We start from the raw sequence: 16,244 nt of genomic DNA on the forward strand, positions 1-16,244 counted from the left end.
TTATATCTGCTTCTTAAGCTTCTTCATATACATTAGCCGGAAATTCTCCGCCTATAAATTCTCATACCTACACGAAAATCAACATGGAATAATAACGGAGCCAAAATAAAAATCCCCCCATACTTTGTAAAAGCATGGGGGGGTTTTTGTAATTAGGTATTGTAATCAGATGTTCTATTATGCTATCTCGACAGTTCGAACTTTTCTTCCTGCTAAAGGCACAGGTATATAGGCAGTCCGAACAACAACATCTAATGCGACTTCATGGGTCCCTTTGGATAATCCGCCATCCTGACGAACTCGAACGGTTAATGGCTCGCCATATTCCCATTTATATGACGTTACGGTTTCCATTTCATCTAAGGTAAACCAATCTACTTCATCCACTGAACATAGAATATCCTCACGAGCAACCTTTTCGCCGTCAACTTCCACACCAATGTCATTTACCATCGAAAGCGGAATGCCTCGATAGTAGGTGATGTTGGTTTTTAATTCAAATCCAGTAATTTTACTTGCTTCTTCAATATTTTGACATGTATTTTCAAGAAACACATTATTATCAAACATCTTAATATACCTCCTGTTCTTCTAATTCCTTAATCACACTACGAATTAGTGCTTGATGGGCTAATACCTGTTCTTTTTCCTCCATTGGATTTCCCGGAAGTACCCAGCGGTTTCCTTCATATTCTGTTGAGACATAGCCATCATAACCTTTTTCGTGAAGGTATTTAAGAAGGCCTTTATAATCGATTGAATACTCTTCGCCACTCTCTATCATTTCAAATAATTTAAAGTGGAAATGTTTAATATATGGCATATATTCATCTAAAATGCTGTATGGCTCGTTTTCATAGCCATCTGCGAAATGAGCAAAAAAGTGATCAGCATCTGATTTTAATAATTTTTTTAGATCATCTGGAAAGCCATTGTGTTCTATAATAACTTTTCTTGGGTCGGTCCCTTGAGCAAATATGTTGTTAACATAATTTATCACTTCTTGGTTTGTACCTAAATGTTGTTGACAATAATTTGCCATGACTCTTGGCAGCCTTTTGCAGAATATGCCTGCGTCAATGACAAGCCCTACATAAGGAGAATTCAATCGCTTCATTTCTTTAATAAATTCTTGCGTTTTTGGTACATCAAAGCTCAAACCTGCATGTATTTCCAGCGCCAAGGTTACATTATATTTCTCAGCATATGGTAATAAAGGCTCAATGACAAAAGCTGGTACCATCGATACTAATCGAATTAATCGAATCCCTAAACGATTTGCAAGCTTAATTTCATCAATTAATAGATCTACACATTCTTTTGGCGTTAATTCTCTATTCTTGTAAAGGTTTGTATTCAAGAAAACATCGGCAATTACTGGTCTCATATTATAAGAACTTACAAGTCGATCCCATTCTGCTAGTGTTTCTTCGGAAGGATGGGGGGCATTAGGCATCATCTGATCGGGTAAAAATTCAATTCCTTCAACGGTGTTGTCTGCTAAAAATTTAAAAATATCCTCTAAGCTCATACGTTTATTTAAATATTCATCTTGTAAACTATATAAACTTACGCATGTTTTTATCTTGCTCATAGAATTAACTCCCTTCATCTTTTATCTGTTATTTTGATGTCGCTTACAGATTTATCATAACCGGATATTCTCTATGTTCCCTTTTTATATTTATCTAAAGAGTTATAGATTTTCATCTGATTTTTTATATACATTTCCTTTACCCCAAATGGATTAAAAATGTTAGTGTTATTTTTAACCTCTATTACGGTAAACTAAAATAAACTGACTGTAAGAGGTGTGGAATTATGTTCTTGGAAGGGAATATTATTGCAGGGGAATTTGATTCAACAATGAATGAATTTTCCTTGCAAAGAGTAAAAAATTTTGACTTAGAATCAGTCCTTAAACAAAACCAATTAAATCAAATTTATCAATATTTAATAAAACATCAGAATGAGGAAGACGGGCAATTTATTACACTTTATGATCAATTGCCCGTGCGCTTATCACAAAGTGAAATTAATCAGTTAATTGGTGATTTAGAGAAAGTAATGTCTATGTATCACTAATAAAAAAAGACCACAATCGTTGTAAGTCAAGATTGTGGTCTTCCTTTTGATACTAGACTTTATTCTAAATTGGCATGTCTGCCATACATCTTATCGTTATCCAAACCTTTTTTTTCCATGAACCTCATGATGATGGCATCATAAAAAAGTAATAGGGTTTGTTCAAATAATGATCCCATGGGCTGGATTGATTTATAATCACCCTCAGATTGATCTTTCGGAGATCCAGGCATTTTAATTGTGATATCTGCTAATTGGCCGATAGTAGAATCAGGAAAGATTGTTACAGAGGCTATTTTACCGCCTATACTTTTAGCTTTTTCTGCAATAGAGACTAAGCTTTTTGTTTCCCCGGAGCCTGATCCGATAATTAATATATCCTCTTTTTCAAAGTTGGGAGTTACTGTTTCTCCAATTACATAGGAATCGATTCCCATATGCATCATCCTCATCGCAAAGGATTTTGCCATAAATCCCGATCTGCCTGCACCGGCGACAAAGACCTTTTTCGATTCCAGTATTCCATTTACGAGTTTTTCCGCTTCTTTATCTTGAATTATGTTAAATGAACGATTAAGCTCATCTAAGATTTCAGCTAAATAATCAGTCGTCTGCATTTTGATTTTATCCTAGTGTACCATTTGGTCTTTAATCATTTGCTGCATTTTGGCAGCTGCAGCTTTTTTATCTGCTTGTCCAGTAATACCGCCACCAACAATGATTAGGTCAGGATTTACTTTAATGACTTCTGGTAAGGTCTCTAATTTGATCCCGCCTGCGATAGCCGTTTTAGCATTTTTTACAACGCCTTTGATGGTTTGTAAATCTTCAAAAGAGTTTTTTCCAACTGCCTGAAGATCGTAACCAGTATGCACACAAATGTAATCAACGCCCATTGAGTCCAATTCTTTCGCACGTCCAGCAAGGTCTTTTACAGCAATCATATCCACAAGAACTTTTTTTCCTTGTTTTTTCGCTTCTTCCACAGCACCTTTTATGGACATATCCTCTGCGGTTCCAAGTATCGTAATAATATCTGCACCCGCCTCGGAAGCTTTCATCACTTCGTATCCTGCAGCATCCATGATTTTTAAATCGGCTAAAACTTTTAGGTTTGGAAATGCTTCTTTAACTGCCTTTACTGCGTGAAGACCTTCATTGATAACAACCGGAGTACCGATTTCAATGATATCTATATGCTCTTCTACTTCTTTTACCAGCTCAATAGCTTCTGGAATGTTGACTAAATCTAAAGCTAATTGTAATTCCATTATATTCACTCCTAAAAGTTTATTTGAATGACCGAACAGTAATAATATCTCCAAAGGGTTCTTGTATTTTGTTAGTAATATTTCCATATACGATAATATCTCGTTCAGTCATTCCTCTGATTAGTTGTAAGTATATAATGTAGAACATCTTTTTAAAACTACGTACTTTTAAAGTACATAGTGCTAAAAAGTATACTATGAGTTATAATAGCCTTTGAGGTGAAGTGAAATGTCACGAATGCAGGACAAGATGTTTAATTGTGAAAAAGAATTAACCCTTTCCGTAATAGGCGGTAAATGGAAAATGCTCATATTGTGGCATCTTGGGAAAGAAGGTACAAAGCGGTTTGGTGAATTGAAGGCACTTATGCCAGGGATCACCCAAAGGATGCTTGTGAACCAATTGCGTGAACTAGAAGAAGATCTGATTGTACACCGTGAAGTTTACCCAGTGGTTCCTCCGAAAGTTGAATATTCGCTTACAGAACATGGGAGAAGTTTAATGCCAATCTTAGAGGCAATGTACGATTGGGGAAAAGATTACATGGAGACGATTGGGTTAAATCCATTAATTAGAGAAGAGTCAGCTAAATAATGAAATTATGCAAAAAACATAATAAATACACAGAGGCAATGTGATGTTAAACATTGTCTCTTTTTTTTGTATACGTTAGCTGGTATTATTCGAAAAGGAAGTTACAGCAGGTCTATCTTACTTTACAGTATACTTTTTAATACTATGTAATTAAAAAGTGCGTACTTGTTCGTTATATCTATTTCGCAGATAATAGGAATAAAGAATTAGGAGAAAAGAGGGGATATTATGCAATTAAGAGTATCAGCGGTACAATACCATCTCCACACGATTCATTCATTTAAAGATTTTGCAGATCAAGTGGAGCATTATATAAAAGCAGCAGAAGAATTTGGAACGGATTTTATCATTTTTCCTGAATTTTTCACTACTCAGCTTATGTCCATTGGTAATGCTAATGGGGAAGTATTGACTATTCAAGAATTACCTGATTTTACCGAACAATACCGTTCATTATTTATCTCATTAGCTAAAACGTATAAGATGCACATTATTGGCGGGACACATGTAATTAGAAAAAGTGATCAACTATACAATGTTGCCCATTTATTTTACCCAGATGGCCGGGTTGCAGAGCAGGCTAAACTCCATATTACCCCAACGGAAGTCAATGAGTGGAATATGAGTGCTGGGGATTCACTGGAGGTCTTTAAAACCGATAAAGGTACAATAGCTATGTTAACTTGCTATGACATTGAGTTTCCGGAAATCGTTCGAATGGCAAAAGCGAAGGGAGCAGATGTCATTTTCTGTCCATCATGCACGGATGACCGTCACGGTTTTCATCGAGTCCGATATACAAGTCATGCCAGAGCTATCGAAAATCAAGTATATGTTGTCACTACTGGTACGGTTGGTTCATTACCAAGTGTGGATTTCATGCGTGCAAATTTTGGGCAGGCAGCAGTCATCACACCTAATGACATTCCGTTTCCTCCTCAAGGGATTATGGTTGAAGGGGAAATTAACCAAGATATGATCGTTACAGCGGATCTTAATTTAAACTTATTATATCAAGTTCGTGAAAAGGGTTCTGTTACCACCTGGCGTGACCGGCGTACAGATCTTTACCCGGATTGGGAATCGGATAAAGCTGTCCGTAATTAGAGATGGGGGTTCAATCATGTATCGAAAAGAATTTTTTGTTTTCGACCAAGAAAAACCTGTTCCCGTAGTCATACGTAATTATGAAGAAAAAGACTTTTCTTACTTGATACGTATTCAACAGGAAAGTTTTCCTCCTCCATTTCCTTCCGAATTATGGTGGAATGAAGAGCAGCTAAAAAACCATGTGACTCTTTTTCCACAAGGAGCTTTGTGTATAGAAGTGAATGGGGAAATCGCTGGTTCTATGACAGGACTACTTATTGATTTTGATCCTAATCATCCGGAACATTCATGGGAAGAGATAACGGATAATGGTTATATTCGTAACCACAACCCTAATGGTAATACATTATATGTGGTGGATATCGGTGTAAGGCCAACCTATCGAAAATTAGGATTGGGCAAGTGGTTGATGTTTTCTATGTATGATGTAGTTGTTCACTTGGGGTTGGAAAGACTGCTTGGCGGAGGCAGGATGCCAGGATATTATAAAAAAGCAAGCGCTATGTCTCCAAATCAATATATTGAGGCAGTTGTCAACGGAGAGCTAAAGGACCCTGTCATTACCTTTCTACTTCATTGCGGCCGTACCCCTGTCAAAGTTGTAGCAAATTATTTAGATGATGAAGAATCGTGTAATTATGGGACTTTAATGGAATGGAAAAATCCATTTTTCAAATCATGATAAAAAAGGAGATATAAAATGGAATATAGTAGAATTACGAATATCAAAGATCCGTTATTTAAACAAATGCATCAGTTAATGCAAGATGTATTCCCTCCAGAGGAAGTATTAGAGTTTGATCTTTGGAAGGAACCGTTGGAAGATCCAGGTATTCGTGTGTTTGTTGCTGTTTATGAAGGAAAAGTAGTCGGAGCAACAGAGTATCGTTATTATGAGGATTTTAATGTAGCTATGACTGATTTTACCATTGTCGGTCGTGCTGGCTTAGGAATCGGTCCTTTCCTGGCCCAAAAAAGATTAGAAGATTTACAGGAATTAGCTTTAGCTAACGGAAAAAAATTATCGGGCATGTTTGCTGAAATCTATGATCCATATCGTGTAGAACATTATGAGTTTGGCGGAGTGAAGCCAATGAATCCTTATGTTCGACGTGAGGTGTTGGCTCACCTTGGTTACAAACGTCTGGATTTCCCATATGTTCATCCGTCCTGGAACAATGATGGGGAAGCCGTAACCGGACTTGATTTATGTTTTCTTCCGATGGATGGAGAAATGAATGAGCTGCCAACAGACTTAATTGTGAAATTTCTAAAACGTTACTATACGGTTTTACCTAATAAACCAGAGACTTGGAATACCATGATTAAAAACTTAGAAGCAAAAGAAAAAGTAGGATTAATATATTTTTAAAATAAAAATTTGAAATGAGAATGCATTATAATGGGCATTCTCTTCTTTTATTGCACTAAAGATAAAGGTGCATTTTTTTACGTGCTTTTTTATGAATATTCTGTGAACAAAACTTTTTTAACACTCTCACCAGCCGTTGTTACAAGCATATCATGTATCAAGGTGGTGATAAAAATGACATTTACACTTTCAGATTGGATGCTTTATACAATGTGGGCCGTGTTTGGACTTATGATTCTTGATCTTTTATTAGGATTTATAAAGTCATTCTGGAAAGGCACTCTTACTTCAGATTTTATTTTAGGTTATTTGAAGGATTTACTCTATTATGTTATTCCACTAAACTTCCTCATTTCAATGTTCCCAATTGACCCTACTGGCTGGATTCTAATTGCGTTCTTTTTTGTTGGCGGACTCGCCGTTGCTATTAAGTATTTATTAGATATTATTAAGAAATTCAAATAATCCATGTCAGAAACCCTCCTATGTTTTTTGGAGGGTTTTTTAAATTAGCTAATGATAAGCACAGCCTCTGGTAAAAAAACTGTAATTTAATCATTAAAATAACTCTTCATCAATAGGTATGACCAACAAGAAATAAGAATAAATATCAGTATTCTAGATTAATTATTTGGTGATTCCTGAAATAATCTAGCAGAATAATTATTTGTTTTGTTTTCTTAATATTCAGAAAGGAATGTGGAGCCATGAGGAAATATCGGTGGGTAAAATGGCGTAAAGTCATCCTCTGGATCGCAGCTCTCGTTATTGTTAGCATTTTTTTGTTAACAAGTGGTCCGACAGTTTGGGGAGTAGTTATAAGTATTGTCAGTTTGTTACTGCAGCTGCTCTTTGCCATGCTGTTTATGATTATCCAGTTTGTTGCTTTGTTTTGGTTCCTAGCTCGAGGTAGAACTTATTGGATCCTGCCTGGCGAAACCGGCTCCACCTGGACAGATTACCGGGGAAACCCGGAGATTGTTGAAAATGCAAAGAGGATCGTTACACTTCTTAAAGGAGTAAAAGAATTCAAAGAAATGGGAGGTGAGGCTATTCGGGGGTTACTGTTGTGTGGACCTCCAGGCACGGGGAAATCATATCTTGCGCAAGTTATTGCAAATGAAGCACAGGTACCCTTTGCTTACGCCTCTGCACCAAGCTTTCAAAATATGTTCTTTGGTGTTGGAAACTTAAAAGTGATGGGTCTTTATAAAAAAGCTCGTAAACTGGCAAAAGTGTATGGTGCATGTATTATTTTTATAGACGAAATTGACGCGATTGGCATGAGCCGGCAGGCTGGAGGCGGAGCAGGAGGCATGATGGGCGGATTGATGGGCATGGGAGGTTCGGGTTTACTTAATGAGCTCCTTTTACAAATGGATCCGCCAAACATTGACAATGGCTGGTTCGCTAAGCTGCTCAGGTCGCTTGGACTTCGGCGGAAGAAGGCTGACCGTCCTGCCGTTCTTACTGTAGGTGCCACCAACCTTCCAGATGTACTTGATTCAGCTTTACTTCGTCCCGGACGCTTTGACCGGAAACTATGGGTCGACTCTCCTGATTATGATGGAAGGATAGATGTTTTTCAATACTACCTTGAAAAGGTAAAAAAAGACTCTTCCATTACACCTGAACGTGCAGCACTTGATACCATTGGATACTCCCCGGCACAAATTAAACACATAGTAAATGAAGCTGTTGTAATCGCTCATCAACGTGGAGCCCAGGTCGCAAGTTATGAGGATTTTCGTGCCGCGATGGAGACATACGAATGGGGCCTCAAACAGCCGCTTCGATCTATGAGTGAAGATGAAAAACGAAATGTTGCCTATCATGAAGCAGGTCATGCGGTGGCCCAATTCCTCTTAAAGCCGCATGAACGTGTGTGGAAAGTGACCATTATCCGTAGGGGAGGCGCGCTTGGTCTCGCTGCTACTAAGCCAACACATGAACGGTATAACCGTACGGATAAAGAAATATTAGCAGAAATCCAAGTGTGTCTGGCGGCACGTGCAGTTGAAGAAGAATTTTTAAATAAAAAGTTAAATGGTGTTACATCTGATTTAAGACAGGCAACTGACCTTGCGGGTGCTTATCTGGGGATTGTCGGTATGGGTGAAGAGTTATTCAGCTGGCTCGCCGTTGGCTCTCGTTCGGATGGCTTAAGAGCGCTAAGGACTAAAATCAATGAACTTCTAAAGAGTGAAATGACGAAAGTAAAGAAACTTGTAAATGATAACGCAGATTTTGTCCATAAGATTGCAGAGGAGCTTTTAAAACGTGGTGATCTTACAGGGGAGGAAATAGAAGAAATTTATCTTGATTTGTATGGCCAAAGCCGTGCTGAAGTTCTAGAATCTCAGAATTTAGAGTTGTTGGCTGCTCCTGTTGAGGACAAAAATGAAGAACAATCTTAGATAGAGTTAAAAATGGATGGTGTGTGGCACCATCCATTTTTTAAAAGATTTTTTGATAGGGAATTATACTTTCTTCATGTATCCAGTCCATGTATTAAATGTTGGAGTATGAACCACTTGACCATCCATGATTTCACCAGGTTTATAAATAGTGGTGAATGTAAGGTGGTTCCAGGTTGTAAAACCTCTTCCTGTTAAGGATTGAAAATAACTTGGACGCCATGTACCAGTGTTCAAATAAACCTGTTCAGTTGGTTTTGAACTTCCTTTTTCCATTAGTACATCAATAGGGTACTGAAAAGGTATATGAGTATGTCCGTACAGAACATAAGAGTATCGACTTGATAATGTTTCAAAATCTTTCTTTGCCCCTATCAGATATTGATCTTGCGACCATAAGCCTTTCAGTTGATTCAATTTTTCAAACAATTTAAGCTTCCCTTCAGAATTACCGACATTAAAGTTTTTTAGAACGGTTCCTAATATCTGAATTAAATCAGCTTGATCAAGTGGGTTCCAAAATTGATCATTTCTTTTAATCCAGTCCTTAACAAATGGAATCTCCATAAATTCATCTCCGATTTGACGAAAAGCGGCATTGATTGCCTGTTGAACATTTTCTCCATATTTTTCGTATCTTTGAACTTGAAAAGAAAGCCAAGGAATAATGGCTGATAACGGTCTCACATCGAATAAATTTCGGAAATTGTTACATATTTGAATAACATCTTTTTCTGGAAGCTCAGTGTTCCGAAGTCTTCTGCCAACTTCAATTGGAAGCTTTGAGGCTATTTCTGAAGCAATAACATCTCCAATAGGCGTCTTAAAATAATTGGATGGAGTAAGGTAGTCACCTTCAAAATTAAACGGGTCCCACTCGTGGCCATGTCTTGCATATACTCCATATTCTTCAGCTTTTAAGTAGTTTGGAAACGGATTACTTGGTAATTGGTCCTTAAGATCTAATATGTTAATGACCTTTTCTCTTAATGAAGGATAGACATTACATAATCGATCATGATTCCCTTGAAGATACATAATTTCAGGTTTTTTAGGGAAACCCAAAGTTTTCCACTCTTTTCCTGCAAGGATAGAAAATATTTCTTCATTCTCTTTGATAATATTGTTTAAAATGTCATTGGCAATTTCTTCTGTTTTTTTCGATGGGTTACCCCAAGGGCGATCCTTTAAATCTATTTGTTCGCCAGTATTCTTCTGAAAAAACCATGATTCTGTGCGTATCAGGTCAAAAATATCGCCTAACAAAACAATTATAATCTCTTGATTCTGAGGTTCAAAAGGACTAACAGCTTCTTGGGCTTGATACCCGAGCTCCTTGAAGATATCCCTAAAAGTGGCAGCTTCTAGTTGGTGTCTGCCTGCTGTATGGTCCATAAGGTGTAAATCACTAATGAAAATAAGCACTTTTCAAATCTCCTTCCATTTAAAGTAGACGAAAGAAACGTTTGTTTTGAAATCAAACGATGTTTTATTGTGATTATAGATAATATTAAAAGATTATTTTTTTATTGACAAATTTAATAAACACTACTAAAATTATAAATTATTCAACAATAGTTTAGGTTTTGAGTATGAATGCTAAATGCATCATTCTTTAAATTTTAAAAAATTTAATATTTAGCAAGCTATGATTGCTATGGATCACACTATAGCAGGAGCAGCTTCTGGAGAGACCGCAACTTTGCGGCGCCGAAGGGTTCACAATCTCAGGCAAAAGGACAGAAGAGTACGAAGATTATTTATTATTCTACCACAAATAGAGTAATAGATATTATTTGATATTCTTACGCCCTTTAGAGATTGGAGAAAAATTCCAATCTCTTTTTTATTGGTTTACTTCTTGTTCAGCAGTTCACATGGATAGGAAGAAAAATAATTACCATTAGGGGGAGTTTAAAGTGGCACAACAAGAATTAAAAAGGGATTTAAAAAACCGGCATGTGCAATTAATTGCTATTGGTGGAACGATTGGAACGGGTTTATTTTTAGGATCTGGAAAAGCCATTCAGTTGGCAGGACCATCTATTATGTTTGCTTATTGTATAGTTGGAATTGCATGTTTCTTTGTTATGAGGGCATTAGGGGAACTTTTGTTATCAAAAGCAGGCTATAAGTCCTTTACAGATATTGCTGAAGATTACATTGGACCTTGGGCTGGTTATGTCACTGGATGGACGTATTGGTTCTGTTGGATCATGACAGCCATGGCCGATATTATTGCCGTTGGAGTTTATGTTCAGTATTGGTTTGATATCCCGCAGTGGGTTCCTGCAATCATATGCTTAGTCTTGTTATTGGGGCTAAATTTATTAACGGTAAAGCTCTTTGGAGAGTTAGAATTTTGGTTTGCCATTATTAAAGTTATTACAATCCTTGCATTGATTGGAATTGGGGTAATTTTACTGGTGATAGGTTTCAAGACAGAAGCAGGTAGGGTTTCTGTAAAAAATATATGGGAATATGGCGGTCTTTTTCCGCATGGTGTGTCAGGCTTTTTACTTTCCTTTCAAATGGTCGTTTTTGCCTATGTGGGTGTTGAACTGGTGGGAGTTTCTGCAGCAGAGACATCTAATCCACAAAAAAATATCCCTTCGGCCATTAATAAAATTCCAGTAAGGATTCTATTTTTTTATGTTGGGGCACTTTTTATTCTTTTATGTATAAATCCATGGACACAATTAAATGCTGATAACAGTCCTTTTGTAAAAACGTTTAGTTTAGTAGGGATTCCGATTGCAGCTGGAATTATTAATTTCGTCGTTTTAACATCAGCGGCCTCAGCATGCAACAGTGGTTTGTTTTCAACTAGCCGAATTCTATTTAACTTAAGCTCTAAAGGCCAAGGACCTGCGCCATTTTCTAAATTAAATAAAAATTATGTACCAAGTAATGCTTTATTAGTTTCAGCACTAGTTTTATCAGTCGGGGCCCTTTTAAGTAAGCTGATTCCTGAACAAGCTTTTGGTATTGTTACAACCATCAGTGCGATCTGTTTTATCTGGGTTTGGGGCATTATCTTAGTCTGTCATTTAAGGTACCGTAAAACAAGGCCAGATTTACGAAAAAAATCTACTTTTAAAGCTCCATTTACACCATTTATTAATTATGCTGTCCTAGCGTTATTTGCTGGTATTCTAGTTGTAATGCTATTTGCAGAAGCAACTCGGACAGCTTTATTATTGACACCAATCTGGTTCATCCTATTAATTACCTTGTATTCTTTAAAAAGGAATAAGGATAAGAATATAAGAATATCCGCCTAATGGTTAAAGCAAAGAACGAACCCGCAACTAAAAGAACGGGTTCGTTCTTTTAGTTAACACAGACTTAACTAACATGAAATTTGACTCATAAATTTGTAATGTGGAATTGCCTTGCCAACATAAAATACACGGATTAGTAATTTTTATGGATGTTGGGGGGATCAAATTGCAAAGAAAATGGTTCATTTTTCTTAGTGTAGCTTTTCTTTTGTTATTTAGCCTATGTTTTGGTGTACCTTCTAGTTCAGCGGCGACAGTCAACAAATTTATTATTATTAATAAAGCAATCAACCGGCTAGCTTACTATGAAAACGGTCAGTTGAAAAGGCAATTTAAAGTGGGGACAGGGAGAAGCCGTTCATTAACTCCTGAAGGCAAGTTCAAAATTGTAAACAAGATTGTTAATCGTCCATACTACACAGGTCACATTCCAGGTGGCGATCCTCGCAACCCGCTAGGTAATCGATGGATGGGTTTGAATGCACGTGGAACCTGGGGAACGACCTATGGGATTCATGGAAATAATAACCCAAGCTCTATTGGTGGGTATGTGAGCAGTGGATGTGTTCGGATGTATGATAATGAAGTAGAATGGCTATTTAATCAGGTCCCTGTTAATACTCCAGTAGTTATTACCACTTCAAAAAGCTCTTTTGATGCCATCGCTGTGGCCAACGGATTAAAAGGCGGGAAAAGTACTCCTTCTGTCCCTGTGACGACAAGTGGGGAAATTCTCAAGAGAGGCAGCCGTGGGCCAGCTGTGGTGACCCTTCAAAAGAAGTTGACATCTATTGGCTTCAACACCAAAGGGATTGATGGCATCTTTGGACCCAATACGGATAGTGCAGTCCGTAGTTACCAAAGAGCAAATCATTTACAAGTGGATGGGATCGTTGGTCCTATAACTAAAAAAGCGCTAGGACTAAAATAGCCATCTAAGATGTAAGCTGCTCGATGCTGGGCAGCTATATTTTTACACCCATATAAAAAAGACTTACCAAGTAATGGTAAGCCTTAAACGTCTCCTGAATTTTACTGTTCCTTTATTTGCGCCCGTTTTACAAAGAAAACTAAAACTAAGGCTATGAATGCAATAATGGTAGCAACTATAAAGGCATCATTTATCCCATCTATCGTTGTTTGTTTCATTACTTGCCCATAGATTACATAGGTAGTTAGTTGTTTCCCGGCAGCCGTGGGCATGTGTGTTAAACCTGATAACATTTGAGTAAGTTGTGAAAATTGACCCGCGATAAAGGAATTACCGCTAGTGATTGTATTTGTATACTCACCATAATGTACCCCTGACCTTGTTGTCATAACGGTAACAAGGAAGGCAGTACCAATACTGCCGGCAATTTGTCTTGCTGTGTTAGAGGCAGCAGTACCGTGTGCTCCAAGGTGACGAGGTAATTGATTTAAACCTTCCGTCATGATCGTCATCATAATGAATGACATTCCAAACATCCTAAATACATATAGGAGTAGGAGATGGGTGTAACTAGTTGTCATACTTAATTTCGTAAATTGCCAAGTAGTAATCACCGTTATAGTTAAACCTATAACTCCAAGCCATCTCGCACCGATTTTATCAAACAGTGCACCTGAGATCGGTGACATTATTCCCATTATAATGGCACCTGGCAGCATCAGTAAACCTGATTCTAAGGCAGTAAAGCCACGAATATTTTGCAAGTATATTGGGAGTAAGATCATCGCACCAAACATGGCCATGTTGACAATCATACTAATAATAGTGGTTAATGCGAAAATATCATATTTAAATACTCTAAGATCTAACATTGGTTTATCAGTAGTAAGTTCACGCCAGATAAATGCCAGGATAAAAATAGCTCCGACAGTTAAGGAAACGACAACAGTTGAACTGTCCCAGCCATCACTTCCTGCTTCACTAAATCCATATAACAAAAATCCAAAACCTAATGTAGAAAATAATAAACCTGGGAAATCAAATTTAGGATTCGTTGTTTTAGTTACATCTTTCATCCACAAGAAGCTAAATATCAAATCAAGTATACCAATTGGAATAACAATATCAAACAATAATCTCCATGAATAATGCCCAATCAGCCACCCGGATAAGGTTGGACCGATTGCAGGAGCAAAGATCATAACAACGCCCATAAGCCCCATGGCCTTCCCGCGTTTTTCAGGAGGGAAGAGGGCGAAAAAGACAGTCATCAAGAGGGGCATAATGATACCCGCACCGCTCGCTTGAATGACACGTCCTACCATCAGCATCGTAAAGTTTAATGATAGGGAACATACTAATGAACCCAAGGTAAATAGAAAAATCGCAGCAATAAAAAGTTTCCTAGTTCCAAATTTCTCAATTAAATAAGCTGTAACTGGAATTAGAATTCCGTTAACAAGCATATAACCTGTTGATAACCATTGTACAGTACTTGCAGAAACTCCTAAATCATTCATAATATGTGGAATAGCTACATTAAGTAATGTTTGGTTAAGAATCGCGACAAATGCGCCCAGCATTAAGGCTGTAAGAATTTTTCCGGTTCCTGAAGATTTTTCAGTTTCTCTTTCTGCTTGTTTCGATTCTTTAATGATTTCTTCCTTCGGTTGTACTTCGGCTTGAACATACTCCAAAGCCGGTTCGGCTATTGCATTATCTTCAAGCATTTCTTCTACTTGACTAGATAAATCTTGATCAATCTGCTTTTTATCAATCATTTCTGCATGAGAGATATTGTCTGTCTCTAATTTTTTTACTTCTGCTTGACCTTTTTTTGATTTTTTTTGTTTCATTACACCAAAATTGATTAACAGAAGTACCAAAATACATAAAAGGGCATAAACCGTGATATATATTGACATCTTATCACCTACTTATGAATTCGCACGGTCACGTTCATACCAGGAACAATTCCTACACCTTTATTGTCATCAATTGATACTTTGACAGGAACCACTTGTGTAACCTTTGTGTAGTTTGCTGTGTTATTGGAGCTTGGTAATAATGAAAACGTACCTGCTGTCGCAAGTCCTAATTGTTGTACTTTGCCTTTTAAGGTTGAATTAGGGAAAGCATCTACAAAAATGTCAACATCCTGTCCTACGGCAATTTCATCAATCTTTGTTTCATCAATGTTTGCTGTTACCCATAAATTATTTAAATCATATACTTGAGCAAGCGGGGTTCCAGCTGCTACGAATGAATTTTGAACAGCGCTGCTTTGTACAACGGTCCCGTCTGTTGGAAGAGTGACTTTCATTTCTGTCGGCTGCCCATCAGTTCCTGTTGTTAAAATTGTACCAATAGTATCATCTTTAGAAAAACGATCCCCAACTTTACCATTCCAACCTGTTAATTTTCCGTTTGCAGGGGCAGCGATGGATACTTGTTGTCCAGCGATTTGCGCATTATCCGTTGTTAAATAATTAACAGTTTTATTATAGTAGGCGTAACCTGCAAAACCTCCACCTACTAGGATAATTAAGATAATAATGTTGACTAAAAGTAAACGTCTCGTACTCATTAAAATTATTCCTCCTCTATAGATAGCTTTTCTAAAACCAGTTTATGAAGTCGCAGCAAGTGCGAGATTTCCTCTTCAGGTAGTTCAAAGACTTCTTTCATCTTCTTCATTAGCATAGAATCAGAAGAATTAAATTGATCTAATGTTTTCCTTCCTTCATCTGTTAAACGAATAGAGACACTCCTTCTATCTCCTGGTGGTACCACTCTTTCAACTAAGCCGCTATGGACGAGGCGGTCAATTACCCCGCTAACGGTACTGTTAGTCAGTCTTAATTTTTCAGCGAGTTCTCCTAAACTGATATTAGGATTGTAGTTAATTTTGTATAAAGCCTTTAATTGTACAGGGGTGATGCCTAATCTTTCTGCATCAAATTTCACAAGTCTATTGTAGGCTTTGTTGATTTCGATAAAACTAACTAAAATTTCATTGTTTAGAATATCCATTTTATTAGCCCCCCTTTCATTCTACAATCTAATATTATCGATAAGAATATTTCGTGTGCGAAATAAATTATAATTGTAGACAGGAAAATTTGTCAACTTAAATGATGTGGTGTCAGGTTACTGGATGTAATCATAAACTCTTCTTA

17 protein-coding genes and 1 riboswitch are annotated in these 16,244 nt (G+C 37.2%); of the genes, 9 read left to right on the forward strand and 8 right to left on the reverse strand.

All coding sequences use genetic code 11. The annotated features are described in order from the left end of the window. Positions 1-177 precede the first annotated feature (177 nt). Positions 178-570, reverse strand: a complete 393-nt coding sequence (locus CVD27_RS10500; protein WP_101647859.1) for a C-glycoside deglycosidase beta subunit domain-containing protein — start codon at positions 568-570, stop codon at positions 178-180. A gap of 1 nt (position 571) precedes the next feature. Continuing rightward, positions 572-1,594, reverse strand: a complete 1,023-nt coding sequence (locus tag CVD27_RS10505; protein WP_101647860.1) for a sugar phosphate isomerase/epimerase family protein — start codon at positions 1,592-1,594, stop codon at positions 572-574. A gap of 227 nt (positions 1,595-1,821) precedes the next feature. Between CVD27_RS10505 and CVD27_RS10510 the strand changes: the two genes are divergently transcribed. Next, positions 1,822-2,085 (forward strand): hypothetical protein, encoded by a 264-nt coding sequence (locus CVD27_RS10510; RefSeq protein WP_101647861.1) that lies wholly within the window; start codon positions 1,822-1,824, stop codon positions 2,083-2,085. 59 nt (positions 2,086-2,144) lie between these two features. On the opposite strand, the gene hxlB is transcribed toward CVD27_RS10510, so the two are convergent. Both hxlB and hxlA read right to left on the reverse strand, forming a co-directional pair. Further along, on the reverse strand, positions 2,145-2,702 hold the full coding sequence (gene hxlB, locus CVD27_RS10515) for a 6-phospho-3-hexuloisomerase (RefSeq protein WP_101647862.1): 558 nt from the start codon (positions 2,700-2,702) through the stop codon (positions 2,145-2,147). A 12-nt stretch (positions 2,703-2,714) separates the two neighbouring features. Next, positions 2,715-3,356 carry a 3-hexulose-6-phosphate synthase gene (gene hxlA / locus CVD27_RS10520; RefSeq protein WP_101647863.1) on the reverse strand — a complete coding sequence of 214 codons (642 nt, stop codon included), beginning with the start codon at positions 3,354-3,356 and terminating at the stop codon, positions 2,715-2,717. A 229-nt stretch (positions 3,357-3,585) separates the two neighbouring features. Between hxlA and CVD27_RS10525 the strand changes: the two genes are divergently transcribed. From CVD27_RS10525 to CVD27_RS10550, 6 genes are all read left to right on the forward strand, one after another. Next, positions 3,586-3,951, forward strand: coding sequence for a winged helix-turn-helix transcriptional regulator (locus CVD27_RS10525; RefSeq protein ID WP_101647864.1), 366 nt, complete (start codon positions 3,586-3,588; stop codon positions 3,949-3,951). A 228-nt stretch (positions 3,952-4,179) separates the two neighbouring features. Further along, positions 4,180-5,058: a carbon-nitrogen hydrolase family protein gene (locus tag CVD27_RS10530; RefSeq protein ID WP_101647865.1), complete on the forward strand. Its 879-nt coding sequence runs from the start codon at positions 4,180-4,182 to the stop codon at positions 5,056-5,058. A 16-nt stretch (positions 5,059-5,074) separates the two neighbouring features. Next, positions 5,075-5,743 (forward strand): GNAT family N-acetyltransferase, encoded by a 669-nt coding sequence (locus CVD27_RS10535; protein ID WP_101647866.1) that lies wholly within the window; start codon positions 5,075-5,077, stop codon positions 5,741-5,743. An 18-nt stretch (positions 5,744-5,761) separates the two neighbouring features. Beyond that, positions 5,762-6,433, forward strand: coding sequence for a GNAT family acetyltransferase (locus tag CVD27_RS10540; protein ID WP_101647867.1), 672 nt, complete (start codon positions 5,762-5,764; stop codon positions 6,431-6,433). A gap of 174 nt (positions 6,434-6,607) precedes the next feature. Further along, entirely contained in the window at positions 6,608-6,898 is a 291-nt protein-coding gene (locus tag CVD27_RS10545) for a hypothetical protein (protein ID WP_101647868.1), read from the forward strand. Positions 6,899-7,140: 242 nt separating this feature from the next. Continuing rightward, the gene (locus CVD27_RS10550; protein ID WP_101647869.1) at positions 7,141-8,850 is read left to right on the forward strand and encodes an AAA family ATPase; all 1,710 of its coding nucleotides are present in this window, start codon (positions 7,141-7,143) and stop codon (positions 8,848-8,850) included. A 63-nt stretch (positions 8,851-8,913) separates the two neighbouring features. Here the strand turns inward: CVD27_RS10550 and CVD27_RS10555 are convergent, their stop codons facing one another. Next, complete coding sequence (locus CVD27_RS10555) at positions 8,914-10,275, reverse strand: metallophosphoesterase (protein WP_101647870.1); 1,362 nt, start codon at positions 10,273-10,275, stop codon at positions 8,914-8,916. 250 nt (positions 10,276-10,525) lie between these two features. After that, positions 10,526-10,603: riboswitch (glycine riboswitch) on the forward strand. A gap of 166 nt (positions 10,604-10,769) precedes the next feature. On the opposite strand from CVD27_RS10555, the gene CVD27_RS10560 reads away from it, so the two are divergent. Together CVD27_RS10560 and CVD27_RS10565 are read left to right on the forward strand one after the other, a co-directional pair. Then, positions 10,770-12,134, forward strand: a complete 1,365-nt coding sequence (locus CVD27_RS10560; protein ID WP_101647871.1) for an amino acid permease — start codon at positions 10,770-10,772, stop codon at positions 12,132-12,134. Between the two features lie 166 nt (positions 12,135-12,300). Then, complete coding sequence (locus tag CVD27_RS10565; RefSeq protein ID WP_257984323.1) at positions 12,301-13,065, forward strand: L,D-transpeptidase family protein; 765 nt, start codon at positions 12,301-12,303, stop codon at positions 13,063-13,065. Between the two features lie 101 nt (positions 13,066-13,166). On the opposite strand, the gene CVD27_RS10570 is transcribed toward CVD27_RS10565, so the two are convergent. The 3 genes from CVD27_RS10570 to CVD27_RS10580 are packed head-to-tail and all read right to left on the reverse strand — an operon-like array spanning position 13,167 to position 16,098. Beyond that, complete coding sequence (locus tag CVD27_RS10570; RefSeq protein WP_101647873.1) at positions 13,167-14,990, reverse strand: DHA2 family efflux MFS transporter permease subunit; 1,824 nt, start codon at positions 14,988-14,990, stop codon at positions 13,167-13,169. A gap of 8 nt (positions 14,991-14,998) precedes the next feature. After that, positions 14,999-15,652: an HlyD family efflux transporter periplasmic adaptor subunit gene (locus tag CVD27_RS10575; RefSeq protein ID WP_101647874.1), complete on the reverse strand. Its 654-nt coding sequence runs from the start codon at positions 15,650-15,652 to the stop codon at positions 14,999-15,001. Positions 15,653-15,657: 5 nt separating this feature from the next. Next, entirely contained in the window at positions 15,658-16,098 is a 441-nt protein-coding gene (locus CVD27_RS10580) for a MarR family winged helix-turn-helix transcriptional regulator (protein ID WP_101647875.1), read from the reverse strand. Positions 16,099-16,244 lie beyond the last annotated feature (146 nt).

Source organism: Neobacillus cucumis (genome assembly GCF_002860255.1).
GTDB classification, from domain to species: domain Bacteria; phylum Bacillota; class Bacilli; order Bacillales; family Cytobacillaceae; genus Neobacillus; species Neobacillus cucumis_A.

What these genes read in the sequence shown, in the direction of transcription:
- CVD27_RS10540 (WP_101647867.1), top strand. Translation starts at nt 5,762, where the DNA reads ATGGAATATAGTAGAATTACGAATATCAAAGATCCGTTATTTAAACAA.
- hxlA (WP_101647863.1), bottom strand. Translation starts at nt 3,356, where the DNA reads ATGGAATTACAATTAGCTTTAGATTTAGTCAACATTCCAGAAGCTATT.
- CVD27_RS10525 (WP_101647864.1), top strand. Translation starts at nt 3,586, where the DNA reads ATGTCACGAATGCAGGACAAGATGTTTAATTGTGAAAAAGAATTAACC.
- CVD27_RS10545 (WP_101647868.1), top strand. Translation starts at nt 6,608, where the DNA reads ATGACATTTACACTTTCAGATTGGATGCTTTATACAATGTGGGCCGTG.
- CVD27_RS10580 (WP_101647875.1), bottom strand. Translation starts at nt 16,098, where the DNA reads ATGGATATTCTAAACAATGAAATTTTAGTTAGTTTTATCGAAATCAAC.
- CVD27_RS10500 (WP_101647859.1), bottom strand. Translation starts at nt 570, where the DNA reads ATGTTTGATAATAATGTGTTTCTTGAAAATACATGTCAAAATATTGAA.
- CVD27_RS10570 (WP_101647873.1), bottom strand. Translation starts at nt 14,990, where the DNA reads ATGTCAATATATATCACGGTTTATGCCCTTTTATGTATTTTGGTACTT.
- CVD27_RS10530 (WP_101647865.1), top strand. Translation starts at nt 4,180, where the DNA reads ATGCAATTAAGAGTATCAGCGGTACAATACCATCTCCACACGATTCAT.
- hxlB (WP_101647862.1), bottom strand. Translation starts at nt 2,702, where the DNA reads ATGCAGACGACTGATTATTTAGCTGAAATCTTAGATGAGCTTAATCGT.
- CVD27_RS10550 (WP_101647869.1), top strand. Translation starts at nt 7,141, where the DNA reads ATGAGGAAATATCGGTGGGTAAAATGGCGTAAAGTCATCCTCTGGATC.
- CVD27_RS10505 (WP_101647860.1), bottom strand. Translation starts at nt 1,594, where the DNA reads ATGAGCAAGATAAAAACATGCGTAAGTTTATATAGTTTACAAGATGAA.
- CVD27_RS10575 (WP_101647874.1), bottom strand. Translation starts at nt 15,652, where the DNA reads ATGAGTACGAGACGTTTACTTTTAGTCAACATTATTATCTTAATTATC.
- CVD27_RS10535 (WP_101647866.1), top strand. Translation starts at nt 5,075, where the DNA reads ATGTATCGAAAAGAATTTTTTGTTTTCGACCAAGAAAAACCTGTTCCC.
- CVD27_RS10510 (WP_101647861.1), top strand. Translation starts at nt 1,822, where the DNA reads ATGTTCTTGGAAGGGAATATTATTGCAGGGGAATTTGATTCAACAATG.